At 46.9% G+C, this 24,292-nt stretch carries 23 protein-coding genes; 7 read left to right on the top strand and 16 right to left on the bottom strand.

Annotated elements, in window-relative coordinates; translation table 11 throughout:
* Positions 1–29: 29 nt before the first annotated feature.
* A complete protein-coding gene (locus ICN11_RS01840; protein WP_216228870.1) occupies positions 30–869 on the top strand; it encodes a symmetrical bis(5'-nucleosyl)-tetraphosphatase in 840 nt (279 codons plus the stop codon).
* Between the two features lie 16 nt (positions 870–885).
* Here ICN11_RS01840 and hemL read toward each other — a convergent pair whose 3' ends face one another.
* The 10 genes from hemL to ICN11_RS01890 form a co-directional block, all read right to left on the bottom strand.
* Entirely contained in the window at positions 886–2,178 is a 1,293-nt protein-coding gene (hemL, locus tag ICN11_RS01845; RefSeq protein WP_216228871.1) for a glutamate-1-semialdehyde 2,1-aminomutase, read from the bottom strand.
* A gap of 54 nt (positions 2,179–2,232) precedes the next feature.
* The gene (locus ICN11_RS01850) at positions 2,233–2,403 is read right to left on the bottom strand and encodes a rubredoxin (protein ID WP_011902084.1); all 171 of its coding nucleotides are present in this window, start codon (positions 2,401–2,403) and stop codon (positions 2,233–2,235) included.
* Between the two features lie 24 nt (positions 2,404–2,427).
* The gene (locus ICN11_RS01855) at positions 2,428–3,894 is read right to left on the bottom strand and encodes a class I SAM-dependent RNA methyltransferase (RefSeq protein WP_216228872.1); all 1,467 of its coding nucleotides are present in this window, start codon (positions 3,892–3,894) and stop codon (positions 2,428–2,430) included.
* Between the two features lie 77 nt (positions 3,895–3,971).
* Entirely contained in the window at positions 3,972–4,397 is a 426-nt protein-coding gene (locus tag ICN11_RS01860) for a CopD family protein (RefSeq protein ID WP_216228873.1), read from the bottom strand.
* A gap of 62 nt (positions 4,398–4,459) precedes the next feature.
* On the bottom strand, positions 4,460–5,746 hold the full coding sequence (locus ICN11_RS01865; protein WP_255539846.1) for a glutamate-5-semialdehyde dehydrogenase: 1,287 nt from the start codon (positions 5,744–5,746) through the stop codon (positions 4,460–4,462).
* Between the two features lie 62 nt (positions 5,747–5,808).
* A complete protein-coding gene (gene holA, locus ICN11_RS01870; RefSeq protein ID WP_015420414.1) occupies positions 5,809–6,870 on the bottom strand; it encodes a DNA polymerase III subunit delta in 1,062 nt (353 codons plus the stop codon).
* A 19-nt stretch (positions 6,871–6,889) separates the two neighbouring features.
* Positions 6,890–7,417: an LPS assembly lipoprotein LptE gene (gene lptE / locus ICN11_RS01875; protein WP_041484804.1), complete on the bottom strand. Its 528-nt coding sequence runs from the start codon at positions 7,415–7,417 to the stop codon at positions 6,890–6,892.
* 34 nt (positions 7,418–7,451) lie between these two features.
* Positions 7,452–10,124 (bottom strand): leucine--tRNA ligase, encoded by a 2,673-nt coding sequence (gene leuS / locus ICN11_RS01880; RefSeq protein WP_216228874.1) that lies wholly within the window; start codon positions 10,122–10,124, stop codon positions 7,452–7,454.
* A 51-nt stretch (positions 10,125–10,175) separates the two neighbouring features.
* Positions 10,176–10,976: a 4-hydroxy-tetrahydrodipicolinate reductase gene (gene dapB, locus ICN11_RS01885; protein ID WP_216228930.1), complete on the bottom strand. Its 801-nt coding sequence runs from the start codon at positions 10,974–10,976 to the stop codon at positions 10,176–10,178.
* A gap of 153 nt (positions 10,977–11,129) precedes the next feature.
* Positions 11,130–11,765, bottom strand: coding sequence for an outer membrane protein assembly factor BamE (locus ICN11_RS01890; protein WP_255539847.1), 636 nt, complete (start codon positions 11,763–11,765; stop codon positions 11,130–11,132).
* A gap of 43 nt (positions 11,766–11,808) precedes the next feature.
* On the opposite strand from ICN11_RS01890, the gene fur reads away from it, so the two are divergent.
* Positions 11,809–12,267, top strand: coding sequence for a ferric iron uptake transcriptional regulator (gene fur / locus ICN11_RS01895; protein ID WP_083893734.1), 459 nt, complete (start codon positions 11,809–11,811; stop codon positions 12,265–12,267).
* Positions 12,268–12,372: 105 nt separating this feature from the next.
* On the opposite strand, the gene gap is transcribed toward fur, so the two are convergent.
* Positions 12,373–13,401, bottom strand: coding sequence for a type I glyceraldehyde-3-phosphate dehydrogenase (gene gap / locus ICN11_RS01900; protein WP_015420408.1), 1,029 nt, complete (start codon positions 13,399–13,401; stop codon positions 12,373–12,375).
* 56 nt (positions 13,402–13,457) lie between these two features.
* A complete protein-coding gene (gene tkt, locus ICN11_RS01905) occupies positions 13,458–15,452 on the bottom strand; it encodes a transketolase (RefSeq protein ID WP_015420407.1) in 1,995 nt (664 codons plus the stop codon).
* 43 nt (positions 15,453–15,495) lie between these two features.
* Here tkt and ICN11_RS01910 point away from each other — a divergent pair, with 43 nt between their 5' ends.
* Positions 15,496–16,257 (top strand): 16S rRNA (uracil(1498)-N(3))-methyltransferase, encoded by a 762-nt coding sequence (locus tag ICN11_RS01910; protein ID WP_216228875.1) that lies wholly within the window; start codon positions 15,496–15,498, stop codon positions 16,255–16,257.
* 55 nt (positions 16,258–16,312) lie between these two features.
* On the opposite strand, the gene ICN11_RS01915 is transcribed toward ICN11_RS01910, so the two are convergent.
* On the bottom strand, positions 16,313–16,933 hold the full coding sequence (locus tag ICN11_RS01915; RefSeq protein WP_015420405.1) for a barstar family protein: 621 nt from the start codon (positions 16,931–16,933) through the stop codon (positions 16,313–16,315).
* Positions 16,934–17,071: 138 nt separating this feature from the next.
* Complete coding sequence (locus tag ICN11_RS01920) at positions 17,072–19,399, bottom strand: NADP-dependent malic enzyme (RefSeq protein WP_216228876.1); 2,328 nt, start codon at positions 19,397–19,399, stop codon at positions 17,072–17,074.
* 84 nt (positions 19,400–19,483) lie between these two features.
* Here ICN11_RS01920 and thiL point away from each other — a divergent pair, with 84 nt between their 5' ends.
* From thiL to ICN11_RS01935, 3 genes are read left to right on the top strand one after another with little or no spacing between them, the layout of a single operon-like run.
* Positions 19,484–20,506, top strand: coding sequence for a thiamine-phosphate kinase (thiL, locus tag ICN11_RS01925; RefSeq protein ID WP_216228877.1), 1,023 nt, complete (start codon positions 19,484–19,486; stop codon positions 20,504–20,506).
* Positions 20,503–21,084: a phosphatidylglycerophosphatase A gene (locus tag ICN11_RS01930; protein WP_216228878.1), complete on the top strand. Its 582-nt coding sequence runs from the start codon at positions 20,503–20,505 to the stop codon at positions 21,082–21,084. The genes thiL and ICN11_RS01930 overlap by 4 nt, the downstream gene beginning before the upstream one ends.
* Complete coding sequence (locus ICN11_RS01935) at positions 21,081–21,605, top strand: CinA family protein (RefSeq protein ID WP_216228879.1); 525 nt, start codon at positions 21,081–21,083, stop codon at positions 21,603–21,605. Before ICN11_RS01930 ends, ICN11_RS01935 begins: the two co-directional genes overlap by 4 nt.
* Positions 21,606–21,623: 18 nt before the next feature.
* Here ICN11_RS01935 and corA read toward each other — a convergent pair whose 3' ends face one another.
* Entirely contained in the window at positions 21,624–22,595 is a 972-nt protein-coding gene (gene corA, locus ICN11_RS01940) for a magnesium/cobalt transporter CorA (protein ID WP_015420400.1), read from the bottom strand.
* A 73-nt stretch (positions 22,596–22,668) separates the two neighbouring features.
* On the opposite strand from corA, the gene pyrF reads away from it, so the two are divergent.
* The gene (gene pyrF / locus ICN11_RS01945; RefSeq protein ID WP_015420399.1) at positions 22,669–23,514 is read left to right on the top strand and encodes an orotidine-5'-phosphate decarboxylase; all 846 of its coding nucleotides are present in this window, start codon (positions 22,669–22,671) and stop codon (positions 23,512–23,514) included.
* Between the two features lie 28 nt (positions 23,515–23,542).
* Here pyrF and mtgA read toward each other — a convergent pair whose 3' ends face one another.
* Positions 23,543–24,283, bottom strand: coding sequence for a monofunctional biosynthetic peptidoglycan transglycosylase (gene mtgA / locus ICN11_RS01950; protein ID WP_216228880.1), 741 nt, complete (start codon positions 24,281–24,283; stop codon positions 23,543–23,545).
* Positions 24,284–24,292 lie beyond the last annotated feature (9 nt).

A 24,292-nucleotide genomic window follows, 5' to 3' on the forward strand; every position in this document is an offset into this window, starting at 1 on the left:
CTGTAGTGCGTTCCGATTTAAGATAGGGTATGAGCAAGATCTATGCCGTCGGTGATATTCAGGGGTGTGCGCCCTCATTAAAGAGTCTCGTCAAAAAACTCCCAAAACAGTCTAAGATGATTTTCTTAGGCGATCTAGTTAATCGAGGTCCAGACTCTTTGGGTACCCTACGCCATCTCAAGCAATTACAAGAAGAAGCGCGCGTCGAATGCATTCTCGGAAACCACGACCTTCATCTACTCGCAGTCGATGCGGGTATTCGTAAAACTAAGGGGCTCGATACTGTTCAACCTATTCTCGATGCGCCCGATAGAGCTGACTTAATCCATTGGTTACGCCATCGACCGATGGCATTAAGTAATGGCAAGGTACTGACCGTCCATGCAGGCGTCGTGCCTCAATGGGATTTGCAGCAAACAATTGAGTGCGCGCAAGAAGTAGAAAAAGTGCTTCGCAAAAAATCCTATAAAGATTTTTTAGCGAATATGTATGGCAACACTCCAAATAAGTGGAGTAATTCCCTAAAAGGGTATGAGCGTTTACGCATCATTACCAATGCGCTAACCCGTATTCGTTTTTGCACGCCCACAGGTACCATGGAGTTTGAAAGCAAAGAAGGTTTTGAAGATGGCCCAAAGGGCTATATCCCTTGGTTCAAAGCTCCCAAGAGAAAAACAAAAGACTCCCTGATTTACTTTGGGCACTGGTCAACTCTAGGACTACTACGACACGAGAATGTCATTGGACTGGATACAGGTTGCGTATGGGGTGGCAAACTCACCGCCATGGAAATTCCAGAGTCAGGCAAGCCAAGCAAGGATCTAAAGATTATCCAAGTAGATGGTTACGACCATCCACTCAGAATGTAATCCTGCCTACTAGCTCTTATAACTTTTTAAATGCAGTTTTAGCTGCAGCAATGATCTCATCCAGCACGGCATTGTCATGCGCAATGGAAGTAAATCCAGCTTCATAAGCAGAAGGCGCTAAATACACTCCTTGATCGAGCATCAAGTGGAAGAATTTCTTGAACGCTTCGATATCGGTTTTAGTCACCGCCTCGAAGGAAGTTGGGACCTCATTAGCAAAATAGAAGCCGAACATGCCGCCAACGCTATCCACAGCGAACGGCACACCTGCTTCATCGGCAGCGAGCTTTAAACCTGCCATCAGTTTTTCAGTTTGACCAGTCAGACACTCATAGAAACCTTCCCTAGAAATAATCTCCAAGGTCTTCAAGCCTGCAGCTACCGCTACTGGGTTACCTGACAAGGTGCCCGCCTGATAAACGTTACCTAGCGGAGCTAGCTTAGACATGATTTCTTTTTTGCCACCAAAAGCAGCCATCGGCATGCCGCCACCCATGACCTTACCAAGACAAGTGAGGTCAGGAGTAATGCCCTGCAGGGATTGCGCGCCACCTAAAGCAACCCGAAAGCCCGTCATCACCTCATCGTAAATCAATACACTGCCATGCTCACTAGTATGCTGACGAAGAGTCGATAAAAATTCTTTTGAAGGTTTAATCAGATTCATATTGCCAGCAAAAGGCTCAATAATCACCGCCGCAACCTGATCGCCCTGCTTCTGAAAAACTTCCTTCAACGCTGCTACATCGTTATATGGCAACACCAGCGTATGTTTTACTAGATCATGAGGAACACCGCCAGAAGATGGTGCATTCTGGGTGGAGTCCGCAAAAGTTAAAAGGCCAGAGCCTGCCTTAACGAGCAAGCTATCAGCGTGGCCGTGATAGCAGCCCTCAAATTTAATAATGAGATCACGACCTGTATAGCCACGCGCCAGGCGCAAAGCACTCATCGTTGCCTCTGTACCACTCGAGACCATGCGCACTTGCTCAATGCTAGGAACCAACTGGCAAATACGTTCCGCCAATTCGATTTCACCTGCGGTAGGAGCGCCGTAGCTAAAGCTAGTTTCTGCAGCCTGCTTAACAGCCTCAACCACCTCTGGATTTGCATGGCCCGCAATCATGGGACCCCAAGACATAATCAAATCAATATAGCGCGTGCCTTCAGCATCCCAAAAATAAGGGCCTTTAGCCTTAGCAACAAAACGGGGCGTACCACCCACCTGACGAAAAGCACGCACCGGTGAGTTCACCCCACCCGGAATAGTCTTTTGCGCACGCTCAAATAAGATCTCGTTTTGTCCCAAAATGCCGCCCTGCCTTCGCTAAAGTATTTTTATTAGTTAATTCACTTGAGGCGATCAGATCGCCATCATTTCAAAATCTTCCTTACGTGCACCACACTCAGGACAAGTCCAATTCATGGGCACATCCTTCCATAGCGTGCCTGGGGCAATGCCCTCTTCAGGTAGGCCAGCAGCTTCGTCATAAACCCAGCCGCAAATTAAGCACATATATGTTTTAAATTCCATCGCCGTCTCCCTTATCTATGTTTTTTATTTTAAATCCGCTGCAGCATCGCGTTTTTGATGCATCTCAAACTTAAATAGCCTGCACTCTAGAGGACCGTTGAATAGTGGCGTACGCTTAGACTCTTTAATACGCAACTGCCCTGGTAACGCCATATCTGCTGTGAGCACAAATACATTCCAGCCACCAAAAGCATCCTTGAGGTGCTGACCAAACTGCCTCAAGAACTCCACAAATTTCGGATCTTGTTCTTCTTGGGCTTGTAACTTTTTAAGAGACTCGCGACTAGAGCGTTTAGCACTTTGACGCCCTGTTTCCAGATTAAAGGCATAGCGATCTTCTGGCTCTTCAGCTTGCTCATAGGAGTCGCGCTCCATATCACCGCCCGCAGCACGATCCTGACCTCGGCCACCCTTAATCACGAGACGCTCACCATACGGGGGGTTCAAGAGCATCACGCCTTCTTTAGCACTCGCTGGCGGCTTACTAGCCAAGGCATCAATCTGACGAGTGACAGGTAAACCAGGTAACTGTGCACGCTGCCAGTTACTTTTGAACATCGCCACCAAACGCTCATTAATATCGCCACCACTGATACCTAAAGATTCTGAATCTGGAAATTGCTTGCGCTTTTCCATCATCTCAGCCTGAGCAGCTTCTTTTAGAGAAATCCAGCGCTTTTGTTCAGTGGCTTCATTAAATGGTTTTAATCTTTGAAATCCAAAACCATGCGCTGAAGTAACCAATGGGCGGTAAGCCAAACGACTCGGCTTAGCATCATCGCCATACATCCCCGCCCGAATAGCTCCCGGCGGTATAGCCAAAGCCATTTGTGCAGCCTCAATTAGAAAAGTGCCACTTCCACACATCGGATCAAATAAGGTTTGGGCAGGCTTCCAGCCAGTAATCGATAGGATTCCTGCGGCGAGATTTTCTTTTAAAGGTGCATCACCTTTTTCATCACGCCAGCCACGTTTAAATAAGGCCTCACCAGACGTATCTAAATAAATAGTGGCATGAGTAGCTGTCAGATGAGCCTGAACGCGCACATCCGGAAACGCAGTATCAATACTTGGGCGATCACCAGTCACATCGCGCAAACGATCCACGATCGCGTCTTTAATCTTCAAGGTTGCAAAATTTAAGCTCTTTAAGGGCGAGCGGTGTGCAGTCACATCAACCCGCAGAGTTTGCTTGGAAGAAAACCACTCCTCCCAAGCCAAGCCACTAGCCAACTTATAGAGATCTTCTTCTTGGCGGTATGGCGATTCCGCCATCTGCAGTAAAACTCGGCTTGCAATTCGTGAATGCAGGTTCAATGCCATCGCCGCAGAGATAGGTGCCGCCAAACCCACTCCACCTGTAGGGCTCGTCGGCGTAGGATCAATCACCCAAGCACCCAAAGCTTTACAGTCGGGGCGCTGCGCAATACTTGCTAGCTCTTGTGCAAGAGGCACTTCCAGTCCGCCTGGACAAACAACAAAAAATCTCATGAGGCTAGCAATCTAAAAAGGGTAAAGAAAAAATAATAAAAACAATTAAACAGTTAACAGTTGTCTGTTGTTCGGCTCTAAGGCTTAATCACGACTACAGCCGTCACGATCAATAGCAGAATGACAGGTACTTCGTTAAACCAACGGAACCAAACTCCCGAACGGGTATTAACGCCATTGCGAAACTTCTTCAGCAAGCTCCAACAAGCATGGTGATAACCAATAACCAGGATGACAAAGAACATCTTGGCATGCATCCAAACCTCACCAGCACCAATCTTGAAATGCAACCAAAGGGTTAAACCCAATAAGACGGCCGGTACTGCCAAAATTGTCATGAAACGAAAAAGGCGATCAGCCATGCCGAGTAGACGTGCATACACTTCAGGATTTTTTTCATCAGCCAGATTTACAAAGATACGCGGGAGATAAAACAAGCCTGCGAACCAAGAGGCAATCAAGACAATGTGAAAAGTCTTAGTCCATAAATATGCGTTGCCCATGATAAGTAGTTCCCGTTCTGTAGTTTTTATCGTTCTTTAATCAGGATTGATTAAGTGCGCATTTAAGTGCGAATTTCGCCATGACCCATGACGATATATTTGAGTGAAGTAAGTCCATCTAAGCCGACAGGGCCACGAGCATGCAACTTGTCATTGGAAATGCCGATCTCTGCGCCCAAACCATATTCAAAACCATCGGCAAAACGGGTGCTGGCATTGACCATCACGCTAGCACTATCGACCTCGCGTAAGAAGCGATTTGCCTGTGCTTGATTATTGGTAATGATGGCATCAGTATGTTTACTACCGTATTGCTCAATATGACTAATTGCTTCATCGATATCGGCAACAGTCTTAATTGACAAGATTGGTGCCAAATATTCTGTTTGCCAATCTTCCTCAACTGCATTAACTAAATTTGTGAATCCTGCAGCCTCTAAAGTATTGCGGGTAAGGCTATCAACACGCAACTCCACACCCTTATCTTGGTAGATTTTGCATAGGGCTGGTAAGACTTGAGGTGCAATGGTTTTGTTGACCAAGAGTGTTTCCATCGCATTGCAAGGGGCATAGCGCTGGGTCTTAGCGTTATCGCAAACCTTAATCGCCATCGCGATATCTGCGTCAGCATCAATATAGGTATGGCAGATGCCATCCAAATGCTTAATCATCGGCACGCGTGCCTCCGCCATCAAGCGGGCAATCAAACTCTTGCCACCACGTGGCACGATTACATCAATATATTCAGTCATAGTGATCATTTCACCAACAGCTGCACGATCTGTAGTGGTCACAACCTGTACCGCATCCATTGGCAAATTAGCAGCATCTAAGCCTTCTTGAATCAATTGCGCCAACAAGGCATTTGAATCAATTGCCTCTGAACCACCACGCAAGATAACCGCATTACCCGACTTCAAGCAAAGGGCGGCTGCGTCAATCGTCACATTTGGACGAGACTCATAAATAATGCCGATGACCCCCAGTGGCACACGCATCTGACCGAGTTCAATACCAGAGGCCTGTTTTTGCAAAGCTGTAATCTTCCCAATTGGATCTTCCAGAGAAACAATTTGCTCCAAACCCAAGGCCATGGACTCAATCGTCTTTGGAATCATAGTCAGGCGATCGATAAAGGCGGCATCTTGGCCATTCGTTTTTGCGCGGGCAACATCAAGCGCATTCACACGCTGAATTTCTTCGGAATGTTCACGAACCAACTTCGCGATATGCAATAAAGCCTGATTTTTCTGTTCGCTAGATGCCCGCGCCATTGCGCGTGAGGCCTGACGAGCACGTCGGCCGATATCTTGCATCATTTGCTGAATGGTGTTCGTTGAATTACTCATATATTTACTAAGTCAAAATTAATATTGTTGTATCTAAGTTGGATTTTTCATGCCAGTTTTATCTAGCGCAATAAATTACCTACCAAACGCAAACCATCCCAAGGATCTGCTGGCAACTCAGCAGCATGCAACCCTTTGGCCTGACGATCTAAACCTGCTGCCACCTGCATCGCTCTGCGCAACTTCAAAGGCTGCACCCGTTTTAGGGCCATGGGATATAAGCGCTCCTTATTGCCCCAGATGCGATTAGCACGCATTAAGTTCTGTACAGACTCCCCGGCATCACTTGCTGCCTTCAGTTTCGATAGTATCCGAAGCTCTTCAGTCACGCTCCACAGAATCAAAACTAAAGGCTCACCCTCGCCTTTGAGACCATCCAACATGCGATTTAAGCGAGGCAAATCGCCAGCCAACATCGCTTCAGTCAATTCAAAGACGTTATAGCGGGCCACCTTCAAAATGGCTGATCGAATTTGCTCCTCAGTAAGGACGCCAGCAGGATGCAATAAACCCAGCTTCTGAATTTCTTGATGAGCTGCTATGAGGTTGCCCTCAACCTGCTCCGCAATGAATGCCAAAGCGCGTTGCCCATCTGGACCTGACTGCACTTCTTGACCCTGCTTCTTCAGGCGCCCAGCAATCCATTGCGGTAATTGCGTGCGATCTAAGGAATCCAACTGAATCGCCATGCCCGCTTCATCCAAGGCGCTAAACCAAGCAGAGGTTTTAGTCTTGCCATCTAATTTAGGTAGGATGATGCAAAAAATAGTGTCTGGTCCCTCAGATCCCACCGACTGAGACTCGATTTGGGCAGAGAATTGTTTGAGTGCATCCGCACCATCACGACCAGGCTTCCCGGTCGGGATACGTAACTCAACCCAGCGCTTATCTCCGAATAAAGACATGGTTTGGCCGGCACTGAGTAAAGCGCTCCAATCAAACCCACGCTCTTGCAATAAGACTTCCCGATCGGTGTAACCCATTTTTTTTGCAGTGGCACGCAACTGATCCATCGCCTCCATCATGAGGAGAGGCTCATCACCGCTAAATATATAGAGAGGCTTTAATGAAGCCGCTGAATTCAGTGACTTCAAATGAATCTGCAGGGCATCGCTCTTAACCATGCGATTTGCTCGTCATTCTTTAAAAGCTTTTAGCCCGTGGCGCTCGGGCCGACGCAGCAACACGACGCAGAATTTGTACTGCAAGATCTCTGCGCATCAAAGACAAGAATTGCTGCATTTGAACATCCGTTGCTAAAACTGTGGACACCGAGAAGTCCATATCACGCGTCATATAAATCTCCGCTTCGGGCACCACATCTGCTCCGGCATTGTCATACGCTCTAAAACCAACCCGCATGTTTAAGCGATAGGCAGAGACCTGACCATTCGAGTTGTACGCCAAGATTTCGCGGCCATTGAGATCGCTTGTAATCTCTAAGATAAGATCAGCATCTTTAGGGTTGATTGCTACCTTCGCATCAGTACCCGTCAAAATGGCTGTTTGTAGATCAGTTCTCAGGGGTGGTGATGGGCTACCAGTAATCGCAATTACCTTAAATGGCAAATCCACCATGCCACGCAAACGGTAGCCACAGGCGATCAAACCACTGACCGGAGCCAGTGCCAGAAATCCAAGCATAGTACGTCGAAGGTGATTTACGCGCATCTGTTAGTTTCTATTTAAAGTAATTTGCAAGGATCTAAGCAACAATGTTGATCAAGCGGCCTGGCACCACAATCACCTTCTTAGGTGCAGCGCCGTTTAATGCTTTCACAGCAGGCTCGCTTTGTAATGCCAAGGCCTCAATTTGCTCTTTAGTCGCATCCGCAGGTACCCGAATATCTCCACGCAGCTTGCCATTGATTTGCAACATGATGGTCAACTCAGTTTGGATCAGCGCAGCTTCATCAACGATGGGCCATGGTGCATCCAATAGAGTGCCAAAAGATTGCTCGTACCCAATCTCGTTCCAGAGGGCATGGGTTAGGTGAGGTACAACGGGGTAAAGCACCCGAATCAAAATGCTCAAACACTCACGCAATACAGCAGGTCGCACCGCAGACTTATCACCTAATTTCACAGGCTCTAAGACGTTCAGCATCTTCATTGCTGCAGAGACTACGGTGTTGTACTGGCGACGCTGATAGTCAAAGTTGGCCTGCTTCAGGATGGTATGCACTTCACGACGTAATTCTTTTTCTGCGTCATTCAAATCATTTGGCAACACTTCACTAGCGGCGCGGATCGCTTCAGCCTGACTGCTGGAATACATCCATACGCGACGCAAGAAACGAGAAGCGCCTTCAACACCAGCGCTAGACCATTCAAGCTGTTGCTCAGGAGGAGCAGCAAACATGACAAAGAGGCGTGCAGTATCGGCACCATATTGATCAATTAAGGCTTGAGGATCAACGCCATTATTTTTACTCTTGGACATCTTCTCAACACCACCAATAATGACTGGAGTGCCAGAAGTATCACCCTTCAATTTAGCGCTTTGAGGGCGACCTTTTTCATCTAACTCGAGTTCTACATCCAAAGGATTCAACCAAGTCTTTTTACCGGAAGCCTCTTCAGAGTAATAAGTCTCATTGAGCACCATGCCCTGCGTCAGCAAGTTTTGAAATGGCTCATCAAAGGTAATGAGATTGAGATCGCGCATGACCTTAGTCCAGAAGCGCGCATAAAGTAAATGCAAAATCGCATGCTCAATACCGCCAATGTACTGATCCATTGGCATCCAGTATTCATTACGGCCATCCACCATGGTTTTGGCATCTGGACCGGTGTAACGCATGAAATACCAAGATGAATCTACGAAGGTATCCATGGTGTCAGTCTCACGACGTGCAGGCTTGCCACATTTTGGACACTTCACATTGAGAAAATCAGCACGTTTATTCAGTGGATTACCGCTACCATCTGGCACGCAATCTTCAGGCAACACCACGGGTAAATCGGCCTCGGGTACTGGCACCGCACCACAGCCTGGGTTCTGCTCATCGCCACAATGAATAATCGGAATCGGCGTACCCCAGTAGCGCTGACGAGAGATACCCCAATCACGCAAACGGTAAGTGGTTTTGATTTCACCAATACCCATTTGCTCTAAATCTTTGGCTACTGCATCAACTGCCTCTTCATGCGACAAACCATCGTACTTACCGCTATTGAGACAAACAACATCATCCTTCTGCGCATACCAATCCTGCCATTGGCTGGTGTTGAACATATCTGAAGGAGCGCGCAAGGCAATCACCTGCTTAATCGGCAAGTCATATTTGAGAGCAAAGGCAAAGTCGCGCTCATCATGTGCAGGCACGCCCATAACAGCACCATCGCCGTAAGACATCAAGACATAATTACCAACCCAAACTGGTACTGGCTCATTAGTGAGTGGATGCGTCACATACAGACCGGTGAACATGCCCTCTTTTTCTTGAGTAGCTAGATCAGCCTCAATCACACTACCCGTTTTGCATTTTTCAATAAATGCTGCCAACTCAGGATTCGTTGTGGCAGCCAACGTTGCTAATGGATGCTCAGCCGCAACCGCGCAGAAAGTAACACCCATGATGGTATCTGCACGTGTAGTAAATACATACAGCTGACCATCTTGAACAAAGTGACCATGCGCATCAGCAATCTCATGTTTGAACGCAAAACGTACGCCACGACTTTTACCAATCCAGTTTTGCTGCATCGTTTTGACGCGTTCAGGCCAACCCAAGCTATCCAAACCAGAGAGGAGTTGTTCTGCATAGGCCGTGATATTGAAGTAGTAACCAGGAATCTCACGCTTCTCAACCAAGGCTCCAGAGCGCCAACCGCGCCCATCAATCACCTGCTCATTAGCCAATACCGTTTGATCGATTGGATCCCAGTTCACCACTTGAGTCTTGCGATAAGCAACACCCTTTTCAAGCATCTTCAAAAAGAGCCATTGATTCCAACGATAGTAATCAGGACTGCAAGTAGCAACTTCACGCGACCAATCAATTGCCAAACCCATCGCCGCCATTTGCTTTTTCATATAAGCAATGTTGTCGTAGGTCCATTTAGCTGGTGGCACCTTATTCTGAATCGCTGCATTCTCTGCCGGCATACCAAACGCATCCCAGCCCATCGGCATGAGTACGTTATAGCCCTCCATGCGCAACTGTCTCGCCATCACATCGTTAATGGTGTAGTTACGAACGTGACCCATATGCAACTTACCCGATGGGTAAGGCAACATGGAACAGGCATAGTATTTTGGTCTTGGCTTACCGGAAGCATCCACTGCGTTCTCGGCTACTTTATAAGCTTGTGCGCTTTCCCAATCAGCTCGTGCTGCAGCTTCAATACTGCGGTGATCGTAATCCTTACTCATTCAATACAACTCTTTTCTTCTATTCTGATTTAATTCACTGAATTACTTTACTTACTTGCGCAGGCCAAGAACATCTTGCATGTCATACAAGCCTGAGTTCTGCGCTTGTAAGAAGCGTGCAGCGCGCAATGAACCCTGCGCGTAAGACTGGCGGCTAGAAGATTTATGGCTGATCTCAATACGCTCGCCCTCGCCTGCAAATAGGACGGTATGATCGCCCACAATATCTCCACCCCGAATAGTGGCAAAACCAATTGAGCCAACTTTGCGCTCGCCCGTGTGACCTTCGCGGGCATATACAGCCACATCGTCTAATTTCTCACCAAGCGCATCTGCAATCACTTCACCCATTCTGAGTGCAGTGCCAGAAGGCGCATCTACTTTATGACGATGATGAGCTTCAATGATTTCAATGTCATAACCTTCGTTCAACATCTTGGCAGCAATCTCTAGCAACTTAAATGTCGCGTTGACACCCACACTCATATTGGGAGCAAATACGATAGCTAAATTGGCGGAAGCTTTCTTAAGGCTTTCAATTTGCTCTGGACTTAGACCAGTAGTGCCGATAATCATTTTGCTACCCGTCTTTTGCGCTACGGCTAAGTGAGCCATCGTGCCTTCTGGGCGAGTGAAATCAATTAAAAACTCAGCGTCAGTTAAAGCCTTTGTAATATCAGACGTAATTGCTACACCAGTTTTTTTTCCTAAAAACGCACCAGCATCTTCACCAAGCAAAGGGCATGACTCATGCTCCAAGGCGCCAACCAACTCAGCATCTGAGCAATTGAGTACAGCCTCGATCAACATTTTTCCCATACGGCCAGTGGCACCAGCAATTGCGATTCTCATCATTTGTATCTTCGTTTCTTATTCAAGGTTGTCGAAAGAAATCACTCGACATCAACACAACAGTAATCTTTATTTAACTTCACTAGCCTGCGGAACGTTGAGAGCACCAGGACCTAACTGTTGAGGCGCTGGCTGGGCATCTGGCGATTTTTTTTAAAAACTAAAGAAGTCCCAAAAAGAACTGCTAGCAGGAGCCGCAGGCACAGTCGCCCCAGCCGGCAAATTGTTAGTTGGGCTAGGAACTAGTAACTCGGGTTGCTGCAAAGGCGGTGTTACTGGAGGCTTGTTCGACCCCGTCATCACATCCCAGAATGATCTCTTCGATTTTGCGTAGCCATCGATTTCCTCGACCAACTCTACATCTGTTGGTAATGCATCACCTTGGAACTTGACTAACTTATCACCCTCGAAAAATACGGTGACGCGACGCTCTTTACTCATTGGCTGGCCAGCGCGCTTAAATTCAAAAACATAGTCCCAGCGATTGGCATGGAAATAACTAGCGAGCAAAGGTGTGCCCAGAATTTGGCGAACTTGCTCGCGACTCTGACCAACTTGTAGCTTGGCGTACTGTTCGCTCGAAATAAAGTTGCCCTGCACCACATCCGGCACATAAGGTCTAAAGACTTTGTTCATCCAGGCGCGTTGCGTGTCATCAACAGCGCTGGTACAGCCAGTAGCAAGCAATACCGAACCAAGTGCAGCAATAATTAACCCCGTCCGAGCGAGGTCGAAAACCCTAAAAATGGAGTTCAATAGACGGGTAAAAAGTTGAAGGCAATTTTGCATGGCAGGCCGTATCATTAAGACATTGATTTTAGCTCCCAAACCCATGAATATGAACCAAAACCCGACTCCAGCAGATTTACGCGATATTGGCCTCAAGGCGACCGGTCCACGCATGAAAATCTTGGATTTTTTTCATCAAAATGGCGGCACTCACTTTAGCGCTGAAGATGTCTTTATGGCCTTAGCCAAAGATGACAAAGAAATTGGCTTGGCTACGGTATACCGGGTACTCACCCAGTTTGAACAAGCAGGGCTCTTGCTCCGTAGTCATTTTGAGTCCAGCAAAGGTGATGGTAGGGCTATTTATGAGCTCAATGAGGGCCAACACCATGACCACTTAGTCTGCCTAGATTGCGGCCATGTTGAAGAGTTTGTCGATGAGGCAATTGAGAAGAGGCAGCGCGATATTGCCAAAAACCTCGGTTTTAAGCTCCAAGAGCACTCTTTGGCTATGTATGGTCACTGCCAAAAGAAGAATTGCCGAAATAAGCCAAAGCTCTAATTTAAGAAGATAAGAGCAGATATTGAAAAAAAACCTCAATTGAGGTCTTTTTTACATATAAAGCAAGAATTTAAGGGATTTTAGCCTTAAAACCCGATTAATTCATTACTTTACAGCCATTAATGCTTCAGCGGCATTGAGCATTTGGACTGAATAGCCCCACTCGTTGTCATACCAAGCCAATACTTTGACCAACTTACCATCCGCTGAGACGCGAGTTTGGGAAGCATCATAAATACTGGGGCGTGGGTCGTGATTGAAGTCGATGGATACCAAAGGCAGGGTGTTGAAACCCAAAATACCTTTCAATTCGCCCTCACTCGCTGTTTTGAGGATGGAGTTCACCTCGTCCACGCTGGTAGCGCGGCTGGCAGCAAAGGTTAAGTCCACAACAGAAACGTTAATGACGGGGACGCGCATCGCAAAACCATCAAAGCGCCCTGCCAAAGCTGGCAATACCAAGCCTACCGCTTTTGCAGCGCCTGTCTTCGTTGGAATCATGCTGGTCACAGCAGAACGCGCACGGCGCATATCCTTGTGATAGACGTCAGTCAGAACCTGATCATTGGTAAATGCATGAATTGTGGTCATCAAGCCAGACTCGATACCAATCTTTTCTAGCAATGGCTTAACCAATGGCGCTAAACAGTTAGTCGTGCAGCTCGCGTTAGAAACAACGATATCGCTTGGCTTGAGAACTTGTTGGTTTACACCGTAAACGATTGTGGCATCCACATCTTTTTCACCGGGAGCAGAAATCAATACCTTCTTCGCACCCTGGGAGATATGCACCATGGCTTTTTCTTTTGAAGTGAATTTGCCAGAACACTCAAGCACCAAGTCCACACCCAACTCACCCCATGGAGTTTCTAAAGGATTGCGGGTGGAGAACATCTTGATGCGATCGCCATTGACCACCATGCAATCGCCATCCACTTTTACTTCAGCAGGAAAACGACCATGCGCAGAGTCATATTGCGTCAGGTGCGCATTGATATCAATATCACCCATCGCATTAATTGCAACGATTTTGATATCACGCCTTGGCTTACCGTTCACTTGATCTTCATACAAAGCACGTAAGACCATACGACCAATACGACCATAACCATTGATTGCGACACGAATTGTCATTCCATTCCCCTTACTAATTTTGAATTCTTAAATAAAAGCTTTGCTTCTTGTCTTGTCTATTTCTTTGCGATGCATTGCTTCACGGTTTTAGCAATCTGATCGACTGTTAAACCAAAGTATTCATAGAGCACCGGTGCTGGGGCTGATTCACCAAAGGTATCAACACCATGCACTGCTGCACAACCGTACTTCCACCAGAAATCACTCACACCTGCTTCAACAGCAATGCGCGGAACGTCAGCCGGCAAAACCTTTGCTTTATAAGCAGCATCTTGTTGATCAAATACGGTCGTTGATGGAATCGACACTACGCGGATTCCAAAACCTTCACCCTCTAAACGCTCAGCAGTTTGCAACGCTAAAGCAATCTCAGATCCCGTAGCAATAATCACTGCATCGATCTTCGACTTCTTTGGATCACGCAATACATATCCACCGCGCGCAATATCTTTTACTTGTTGGCTATTGCGAGACACAAATGGGCAGTTTTGACGACTGAAGATCAAAGCGCTTGGACCATGCTTACGTTCAATCGCAGCACCCCATGCAACCGCACTCTCAGTGGTATCGCATGGACGCCAAACCATTAAATTCGGAATCAATCGCAGGCTCGCTACATGCTCAACAGATTGATGCGTAGGACCATCCTCACCCAAACCAATCGAGTCATGGGTAAAGACAAAGATGCTACGTAACTTCATCAATGCCGCCATGCGCAATGCATTGCGACTGTAATCAGAGAAAGTTAAGAATGTGCCGCCAAATGGAATGTACCCACCATGCAAAGCGATACCGTTCATGATGGCACTCATACCAAACTCGCGCACACCATAGTTAATATGGTTGCCCCACTGATCAGCACGCACAGCTTTGCATGAAGACCAGTTGGTTAAATTAGAACCCGTTAAGTCGGCAGAGCCACCCATAAATTCTGGCAAAGCAGGTGCTAATGCTTCGATGGCATTTTGACTTGCCTTACGAGTAGCAATGGTTTCTGCTTTGGTTTCACATGTCTTTAAATATGCATCCAAAGTCTTGGAGAAGTCTTTAGACAGCTCACCTTGCATACGACGCTGCAACTCAGAAGCCAGTTCTGGATATTTATTTCTATAGGCTTGGAATTCTTTATTCCACTCATGCTCTGCAGCTTGTCCGCGCTTCTTGAAATCCCAGGCTTCATAAATATCTTTTGGAATTTCAAATGGCGCATACGGCCAGTTCAAAGCAACCCGGGTTGCGGCAATTTCAGCTGCGCCTAAAGGTGAGCCATGGACCTTGTCGCTACCAGCCATATTTGGCGAGCCCTGGCCAATCGCTGTCTTGCAACAAATCAAGGTAGGTTTGTCACTTTTCTTGGCTTGAGCAATTGCACTAGACACTGCCTCAGCATCATGACCATCAACATCACGAATCACATTCCAACCATATGCCTCAAAACGTTTTGGCGTATCTTCGTTAAACCAAGAAACGACTTTGCCATCAATCGAGATACCGTTGTCATCCCACAGCGCAATTAACTTGTTGAGCTTGAGCGTGCCAGCCAATGAACAGACCTCATGACTAATGCCTTCCATCAAACAACCATCACCTAAAAATACATAGGTGTAGTGATCAACAATGTCATGACCCGGACGATTAAATTCTTGCGCCAATAATTTTTCAGCCAGCGCCATACCCACTGCATTGGAAATACCTTGGCCTAAAGGACCAGTAGTTGTCTCTACGCCAGGAGTAATTCCATACTCAGGATGACCCGCAGTTTTACTGTGTAGCTGACGGAAATTCTTCAACTCACTCATTGGTAAGTCGTAACCTGTGAGATGTAAAAGTGAATACAGCAACATCGAACCGTGGCCATTAGATAAAACAAATCGATCGCGATTCATCCAATGCGGATCTGTTGGGTTATGTTGTAGATGCTCATTCCAAAGACCGACTGCAATATCAGCCATACCCATTGGCATTCCAGGATGACCCGAATTGGCTTGTTGAACTGCATCCATGGATAAAGCGCGAATGGCGTTGGCCATACGAATTTGAAGGTTTGACATCGTAAATTTGGTCTCTGGAGAATTAATTAGCTATATTTCAGTAATGCCTCAATTTTATCTTCCCGGGCCATGGGAAAACCAAAAGCCAAATACCCTCACTCCTGAGCTTGCACATCACTTGCGCGTCCGCCGCATCCAAGTCGGCGAATTCTTCCCCATATTTGATGGCAAAGGCCAAGTTGCCAAAGCCAAACTACTCTCCCTAGGCAATAAGTCTGGAGAAGCCGAATTAAGCGATATTCGCGTAGACACACACCGAGAGAGTCCCTACGCCATCACACTGGCTCAAGGCCTGGCTGGAGGAGACAAGATGGATTGGGTGATGGAGAAAGCCATAGAGACCGGCGCCCAGGTCATTGCGCCCTTGCAATGTGAGCGCTCGGTCATCAAATTAACGCGCCCTAGTGACGCCGATCGGGCTCAAAAACGCCTTTTACACTGGCAGGGGATTGTTCAAGCCGCTTGCGAACAATGCGATCGTACAGTTTTGGCTTCTGTGGAACCTATCCAGAATTTTGAAAGTTATCTACAAAAGCCACAAAAAGAGAAACTTAAACTACTTTTAAGCCCAGATACTGACAAAAGCCTCTATTCAGTACTGATTCAAGAAGCGCCTCAAGATGTTATTTTGATGATCGGCCCTGAAGGGGGGCATTCTCCCGACGAGGAAGCGCAAGCCCAAGCGGCTGGCTATCAACTGGTTTCATTGGGTGATCGAGTGCTACGAACCGAAACTGCCGGAATTGTGGCAATTACTGCTGTTCACAGTATTTGGGGTCCAGAAATGCAAAATCGCCTCAAATAGAGGCGATCTGTGTTTCCGTACTACTTACCTGCCTAGCTAGTTATCAATCCAGTTATTAGGCAAAAGAGTAGAATACGCGATATGGAGTGCGGCGCTCAGACCAGAAATCCACTGCATCGCGGAAAACATCTAACAAAGTTTCACGAGCTTCTTTGTCAAACTTCTGTGTGCAAGGTAAACCTTCGAGCACCACTACGAAACCAGGTTGTGGGCCCGACTTATCCACTGTAGTAGTCAAAGCATCCAACAAAGGATCAAAATTCTTCGCCTGTTGCTTTGTAAATGTGTAAGCAATTGCAATCGCCTCCAACACTTCGCCTTTAGTCATTGCATTTGCACAATTGGCATAAATGAAATGTTGGCCAAGCTCTGTAGCCGCTTCCTGAAGGTCAGGCGTGCGGAAAGCACGAATAGATTGCACGATATTAGGGCGCACACTGCGCAACATTGCCGGCGGTCCGGCATCGCGAACGGCCAAAGCGGCACGCCAAGAAGCTGTCACTTTTTTCCCCGAAACTTGATTTGCTGCATAGGTTTGTAAACGAGATAAACCACCCTCAGCATAGATGTTGGCAGCAGATGACTCAGTTTCAAGTCGATCGTTACTATCCCAACTCTCAGCCCGACTATGTTCGTCGAAGCCTACTGTAGTGCCGTTTTCAGAGCGATTATTCATGATGGGTGCTAGGTTACCCTTAACACGCCATCAAATCAAGCCCAATTACAGTGCATTTTATATAAACTATTGATTTATATAATAATTATTTATGTTAGTTATTGCTAACTAACATAAATATAAGCTCACCTCTACCTCTTAGACTACGCCCCTAGCATTACTTGCTGCCTCAACTACTGCCAAAGTAGTGACATTCACGATACGACGCACAGTAGCTGATGGCGTCAAAATATGAATCGGCTTAGCAGCGCCCAAGAGCAATGGTCCGATTGCGATGCCATTACCAGCAGCAGTCTTCAACAAGTTATAAGAAATGTTAGCGGCATCAATATTAGGCAGGACCAACAAGTTAGCATCGCCTTTTAGAGGGGATGAAGTAACTGCACTGGCGCGAATGGTTTCATCCAAAGCGCTATCGCCATGCATTTCACCATCAACCTCGAGAGTTGGGTCTGCCTTTTGAATCAAAGCCAAGACTTCACGCATTTTGACTGCGGATGGAGCGCTGCTTGAACCAAAGTTAGAGTGCGACAAGAGTGCAACCTTAGGCGCTAAACCCAATTTCCGCATTTCACTTGCAGCCATCAAGGTCAATTCAGCTAATTGCTCTGCAGTTGGATCGATATTGACGTGAGTGTCTAATAAAAATACTTGGCGTCCCGGCAAAATCAATCCAGACATTGCGCCATAAACATTGGCGCCAGGTTCACGACCAACTACTTCATCAACATATTTCAAATGCGTTGCTAAGTTGCCAACGGTTCCACAAATCATGCCATCAGCCATGCCTTTGGCAATCATTACTGAACCAATTAAGCTATTACGACGACGCATTTCTAACTTGGCGAAAGATTCAGTGACGCCTTTACGTTCTGTCAGAGCTAAATAGGTTTGCCAGAAATCACGGAAACGTGAATCACTCTCTGGGTTCACAATCTCAAAATCTTCACCAGCTTTAATACGCAATCCAAATTTACCAATGCGGTGCTCGATCACCGCTGGGCGACCAATCAAAATTGGCGTCGCTAAATGCTCATCAATAATGATTTGTACTGCACGTAATACGCGCTCATCTTCGCCTTCGGCAAACACGATACGTTTTTGTGCGGCAGGCACACGTTTAGCAATGCTAAACAGTGGCTTCATCAAAGTACCAGAGTGGTAGACAAATTGTTGCAACTGATTACGGTAAGCGTCAAAGTCTTTTATAGGACGCTGAGCAACACCATCATCCATCGCCGCCTTAGCAACCGCAGGTGCGATGACAGTAATCAGACGTGGATCAAATGGTTTCGGAATTAAATATTCTGGGCCAAAGGATAAATTTTCAATACCGTATACAGAGGTTACTACTTCGCTCTGCTCAGCTTGCGCTAGCTCAGCTACAGCCTTAACTGCTGCGACTTCCATGCCACGTGTAATAGTGGTTGCACCAACGTCTAATGCACCACGGAAGATAAATGGAAAGCACAACACGTTATTAACTTGGTTTGGATAGTCAGTACGGCCAGTAGCCATCACTGCATCAGGACGAACTTCTTTTACTTCCTCAGGCAGAATCTCTGGGGTTGGGTTTGCCAAGGCATAGACCAATGGCTTAGGCGCCATCTTCTTCACCATATCTTGCTTCAATACACCGCCAGCAGATAGGCCCAAGAAAATATCCGCACCTTCGATTGCTTGATCGAGTGTGCGTAAATCTGTCTCCTGGCAGAACGGCTCCTTCTCTGGATCCATGAGTTCTTTGCGGCCCTTATAGGCAACACCAGCTAAGTCAGTAACCCAAATATTTTTACGTGGAATACCCAGGTCAACTAATAGATCTAAGCAAGCTAATGCAGCAGCGCCAGCACCCGAGGTAACTAATTTCACATTACTCACATCTTTGCCAACGACTTTCAAGCCATTCAGAATCGCAGCGGCAACCACAATCGCAGTTCCGTGTTGATCATCATGAAAGACCGGGATCTTCATACGCGCCTGTAACTTGCGCTCAACTACAAAACAATCTGGTGCTTTAATGTCTTCTAAATTGATACCACCAAAAGTCGGCTCAAGTGCGGCAATAATTTCAACTAATTTGTCTGGATCGTTTTCATTGACTTCAATATCAAACACATCAATGCCAGCGAATTTCTTAAAAAGAACTGCCTTACCTTCCATCACTGGCTTACTTGCCAGTGGTCCAATATTTCCTAAGCCCAAGACTGCAGTTCCGTTAGTAATCACACCAACTAAATTGCCACGCGCTGTGTAGCGAAATGCATTAGCGGGATCTTTAGCAATCTCTTCGCAGGCTGCGGCAACACCAGGCGTGTAAGCCAATGCGAGGTCTCGCTGATTGGTTAACTGCTTTGTTGGGGCGATTTCGATTTTTCCTGGAACAGGAAACTCGTGATAGTGGAGAGCGGCTGCTCTTAAATCCGCTATTTGCTGTTCTTTGCTGCTATTGCTTGGTTTACTCATCAGTTCACTCATCAATCAGACGTATTCAAGCTTCCAATTCTATTCCTCTCGGATGAAAGAGTCCCAAGAGCCATAAAATGGGGCATGCAATCTCAAACCTCCCCACTCGGCGAATTTGACCTGATTCAACGTTTTTTTAAAACGCAGTCAGATCTCATGCTTGCGAATAATCCCGGCCAAGTAAAGCTGGGAATAGGAGATGACTGCGCCCTACTAAAAACCGATCCTACTGGCGAGATTGCGATCACCAGCGATATGCTGGTCTCTGGGCGGCATTTTTTTCCAGACGCTAATCCTGAGTGGCTCGGCTGGAAAGCCCTAGCAGTCAACCTCTCAGACCTGGCGGCCATGGGTGCTCAGCCGGTCGGATTTACTTTGGCACTCGCATTGCCAGAGCCTAATTCAGCATGGTTAGAAGCCTTTAGCAAGGGTTTATTTGCAATTGCCAATCAATTTTCTTGCCCACTTATTGGCGGTGACACGACTGCTGGCCCACTCAATATTTGCATCACCGCCTTTGGCAGCATTCCGAAAGATAAAGCCATTCGTAGATCGGGGGCATTAGCGGGTGATGACATTTGGGTATCCGGATTTGTTGGTGATGCCAGACTTACTCTTGCTGCACTGCGTCATGAAATTGAATTGTCAAAAGAAGATTTAGCGGACATTGAGGCACGAATGCATCAACCCACCCCAAGAGTGAATTTAGGTCTTGCCTTGAGAGGTGTTGCTAATTCGGCTTTAGATGTCTCTGATGGCCTATTGGGTGACCTGAGGCATACCCTGAAGCAATCAGGCAAAGATGCAGAAATCTTTTTAGACAGAATTCCAAAATCCAGTGCGCTACTCAAGCAATCGCAAGCCATCCAAAATCAATATGCTGCGCGTGGTGGAGATGATTACGAGCTGTGCTTTACCGCACTAAGCAGCAAAAGGGATGTGATTGCCAAAATTAGTGCCGATCTCCATCTTCCGCTGACTCAAATTGGCAGCATCAAATCTATGCAACACTCAACACCCGAGATACGCATCATCGATAGCGATGGAAAAGCATTAAACATTCAAGAATCGGATTTACTCCTGAAATCTTTTGACCACTTTGCATGAATACCCAAACCAATTCGCCAAGCGCCCCCATATTGACCCCCAGCTTTAAGTGGGTCTTTAGTAAACCTAGTCGCGCCCTTGCCTTCGGTATGGGCAGTGGCCTGGCGCCATTTGCACCGGGTACCGCGGGAACTCTGTGGGCCTGGGCTGCATTCTTGATAGGCGAGTATTTTTTATCTACCCAAGCATGGTTATGGATCATTGGTATGGGAGTTCTAGTGGGTTGCTGGATCTGCGGACAAGTCAGCGAAGAGTTAGGAAAAAAAGATTTTGGTGGAATTGTGTGGGATGAAGTTGTCGCTTTTTGGCTCGTGTTGGTCTTCATCATGCCGGCAAGCCTATGGGTGCAAATTGTGGCATTTGCACTCTTCCGATTTTTTGATGCCGTCAAGCCAGGTCCGATCGGAATAATTGATCGACACTTTAAACATTTAGAAGGCGGTGATCATTCCTCTCCATCCAATTTTGGTTTAATGCTTTGGCGCGGCTTCGGAATCATTGCCGATGATTTGGCTGCAGCATTTTTCACTTTACTCACCATCACGCTCTTGCATATTGGATTGAGCTACATCTCATGAAAAATAATAATGATCCCCAGCATGAATTAGCGAGAGCTGTAGCGCTGACACTAATCAATCGAGGCTGGAAGATTGCCTTGGCTGAATCCTGTACTGGCGGTCTTGTCTGCGCCACTCTGACGGATTTAGCAGGCTCTAGTGATTGGCTTGAGAGAGGCTACATCACCTATAGCAATGCTGCGAAATCTGAATGCCTAAATGTTCCAGTAGAAACGCTTGAATCCTTTGGAGCAGTGAGTGAACCCGTTGCTAAAGCAATGGCTGAGGGCGCTCTACACAATGCGAACGTTAATGCCGCCATCTCCATTACTGGCATCGCTGGCCCAACAGGTGGTTCACCTGAAAAACCGGTTGGTACGGTCTGCTTTGGCTGGACAATTAAAGAGCCCACTGGAATTGATGTAATCAATACCGCCACAATGACCAAGCATTTCAAGGGTGATCGTCAAATCGTACGAGAACAAGCGCGTGATTTTGCACTCTCGCAATTTCTGGAAATTCTTAAACCTAAAAACGCCTAATAAGGCAGTACTACAGAATTAGCGTGAGCTTAGCCAGCCCTTGTGGCGGAAGTAGCCCAATGGAATCATCGCTGAAATCACCATAGAAATAATGGCAACCGGATAACCCCAAGTCTGCTCTAGCTCAGGCATGTAGCGGAAGTTCATACCCCATACGCTCGCCAATAAAGTAGGTGGCATTAAGGCAACAGATACCACCGAGAAGATCTTGATGATCTTACTTTGATTCAAATTAATAAAACCGACCGTCGCATCCATCAAGAAGTTAATCTTGTCGAACAAGAACGCAGTATGGTTTTCTAGTGAATCAATGTCTCGCAAAATCTGACGCGCCTCTTCTTGCTGCTCATCAGACAATAATTTGCTGCGCATTAAGAAAGATAGTGCACGACGGGTATCCATCACATTACGACGAATGCGTCCGTTGGTATCTTCTTCCTTGGCAATGGTTTCGAGTACTTCTTCTGCATCGTTATCGGTAATGTCATCTTGCAGAACGCGCTTGCCTGCTTGCTCGAGGTTTTCATAAACCTCCTCCAAAGCATCGGCAGAATACTCAGCATCAGTGGAATACAGATCGAGCAAAACATCTTTCGCGTTACTCACTGAGCCTGGGCGCAAACGCGCACGCAAACGCACCAAACGGAAGACCGGTAAATCTTCATCATGAATAGAGAACAAAACTTGCTTGGTCATCACGAAAGCAACTCGCACGTTGCGAGAAGTTTCTTCTTCGTCCAATAAGAAATCGGTACGAATGTGGAGGTGGCCGTCATCAGCCTCGAAATAGCGCGCAGAAGCCTCTAAGTCGCCCAAATCATCCAATTCAGGCAAAAGAACGCCAAAAGCCTCTTTAATCCACAGGAGCTCTTCTTCTTCTGGATCAACAACGTCAATCCAGATAGGGTTGGAGTATTGCAACAATTCATTGCGATCTTCCACTTGCTCTTGAGAGAGGCGGCCATTTTGCAGGACGAACAAGTTGATCATGGTGAACTCCTAAGGAATGGTCGCTAGTTTATCCTATAGATCATGACAGTTTCACTAAAATAAGTTAATCCTAATGAACTCCAGCCCAAATACCTTTACCCAACAACTCCAGTCTGCATGGGCTTCCCAAGGCAGCATGTTGTGTGTGGGCTTCGATCCAGATCCCAAGCGCTTGCCCGCCGTATTTCAGGGTAAGCCTGAAGGGATTTTTGAGTTCTGCCGCGAGATTGCTGATGCCACTGCGGATACCGCCTGCTCCTTTAAGCCCCAGTTTGCTTACTTCGCATCCCAAAGAGCTGAAGCTCAACTAGAAAAACTCACTCGCTACCTCAAAGATAAATACCCCCATATCCCCGTTATCTTGGACTCCAAGCGTGGTGATATCGGCAGTACAGCAGATCACTATGCCTTAGAGGCTTTTGAGCGCTACGGTGCAGATGCGGTGACCGTGAACCCTTACATGGGCTTTGACACCATCGACCCCTATCTAAAACACGCTGGCAAGGGTGTGATTGTTTTATGTCGCACCTCAAATCCTGGAGGTTCTGATCTTCAGTTTCTGAATGTGTCACCCAAGGGCGAGCCACTTTACCTGCATGTCGCCAAACTAGCTGCACAACAGTGGAATGCCTCTGGCCAAATCAGCTTAGTGGTTGGTGCAACCTTCCCCGACGAAATTGCCAAGGTCCGAGCGATTGTGGGCGAGATGCCTTTGCTCATTCCAGGTATTGGCGCTCAGGGCGGAGATATCGATGCCACTGTTAAGGCTGGCAGTATCCCGAATAAACCAGGTAGCGGCATGATGATTAACTCTTCCAGAGCAATCCTGTACGCGAGCTCAGGCAATGATTTTGCTGAGGCAGCCAGAAAAGTAGCCATCACCACGAGAGATGCATTAAGAGCTGCGGCTATCAAATAAAAAGAAATTGGGTTGGGTTACAGCAAATCTAACGCGCCTTTGGTTTTGGAGTGGGTGCTAAAGCCACTCTATCCATGTTTTCCAAAATAAAGTCTTGCCGCGTAGGGAAATGAATATTGGACTTACGGCAATACTGCGCTTTGTCGAAACATTTCGGTGCTGGCAATGCAGAGGCTAAGGCAGCTGCCTGCTCACGATCAAGTGCTGCCGGCTTTACTCCATAGTAATGTTGAGAAGCCGCACCAATTCCAAAAATACCTTCACCCCACTCTACTGAATTTAGATAAATCTCGAACAACCTCTGCTTGGTTAGCATTACCTCAAGCAGGCCAGTAATAATCAGCTCCTGCGCTTTGCGAAAATAATTCTGCTCAGATGAGAGAAAGAGATTTTTTGCTAGTTGCTGTGTAATTGTGGAACCACCACGTAAAGCAGTTTTGGATTTACCGCCCTGTTGACTGAGCTGTGAATTTTTAGCCCATGCTTTTTGCATATCCTCTACTCGCACACCCATGTGCTGAAAAAAGATATCGTCTTCACTCACCAAGACCGCACGCTTAAGATTGCCAGAGATTTTGTCGTAAGGAACCCAACTTGACTGCACTGGGCAAGACCAGGACAGGCCGCAAAGGCGCCAGCGCTCAGCCCTCTGAAAAGCAGTGCTACTGGGGTCCAGCACCACCCACAACCCAATCTGAATGACAAAGTACATTTGCATGGCAAGAAAACCGCCTAACAAACATTTCAGAAGATAAGAAAGCCAGCGCATCAAAGCTCA

This window comes from Polynucleobacter sp. 78F-HAINBA (assembly GCF_018882325.1).
GTDB lineage: Bacteria > Pseudomonadota > Gammaproteobacteria > Burkholderiales > Burkholderiaceae > Polynucleobacter.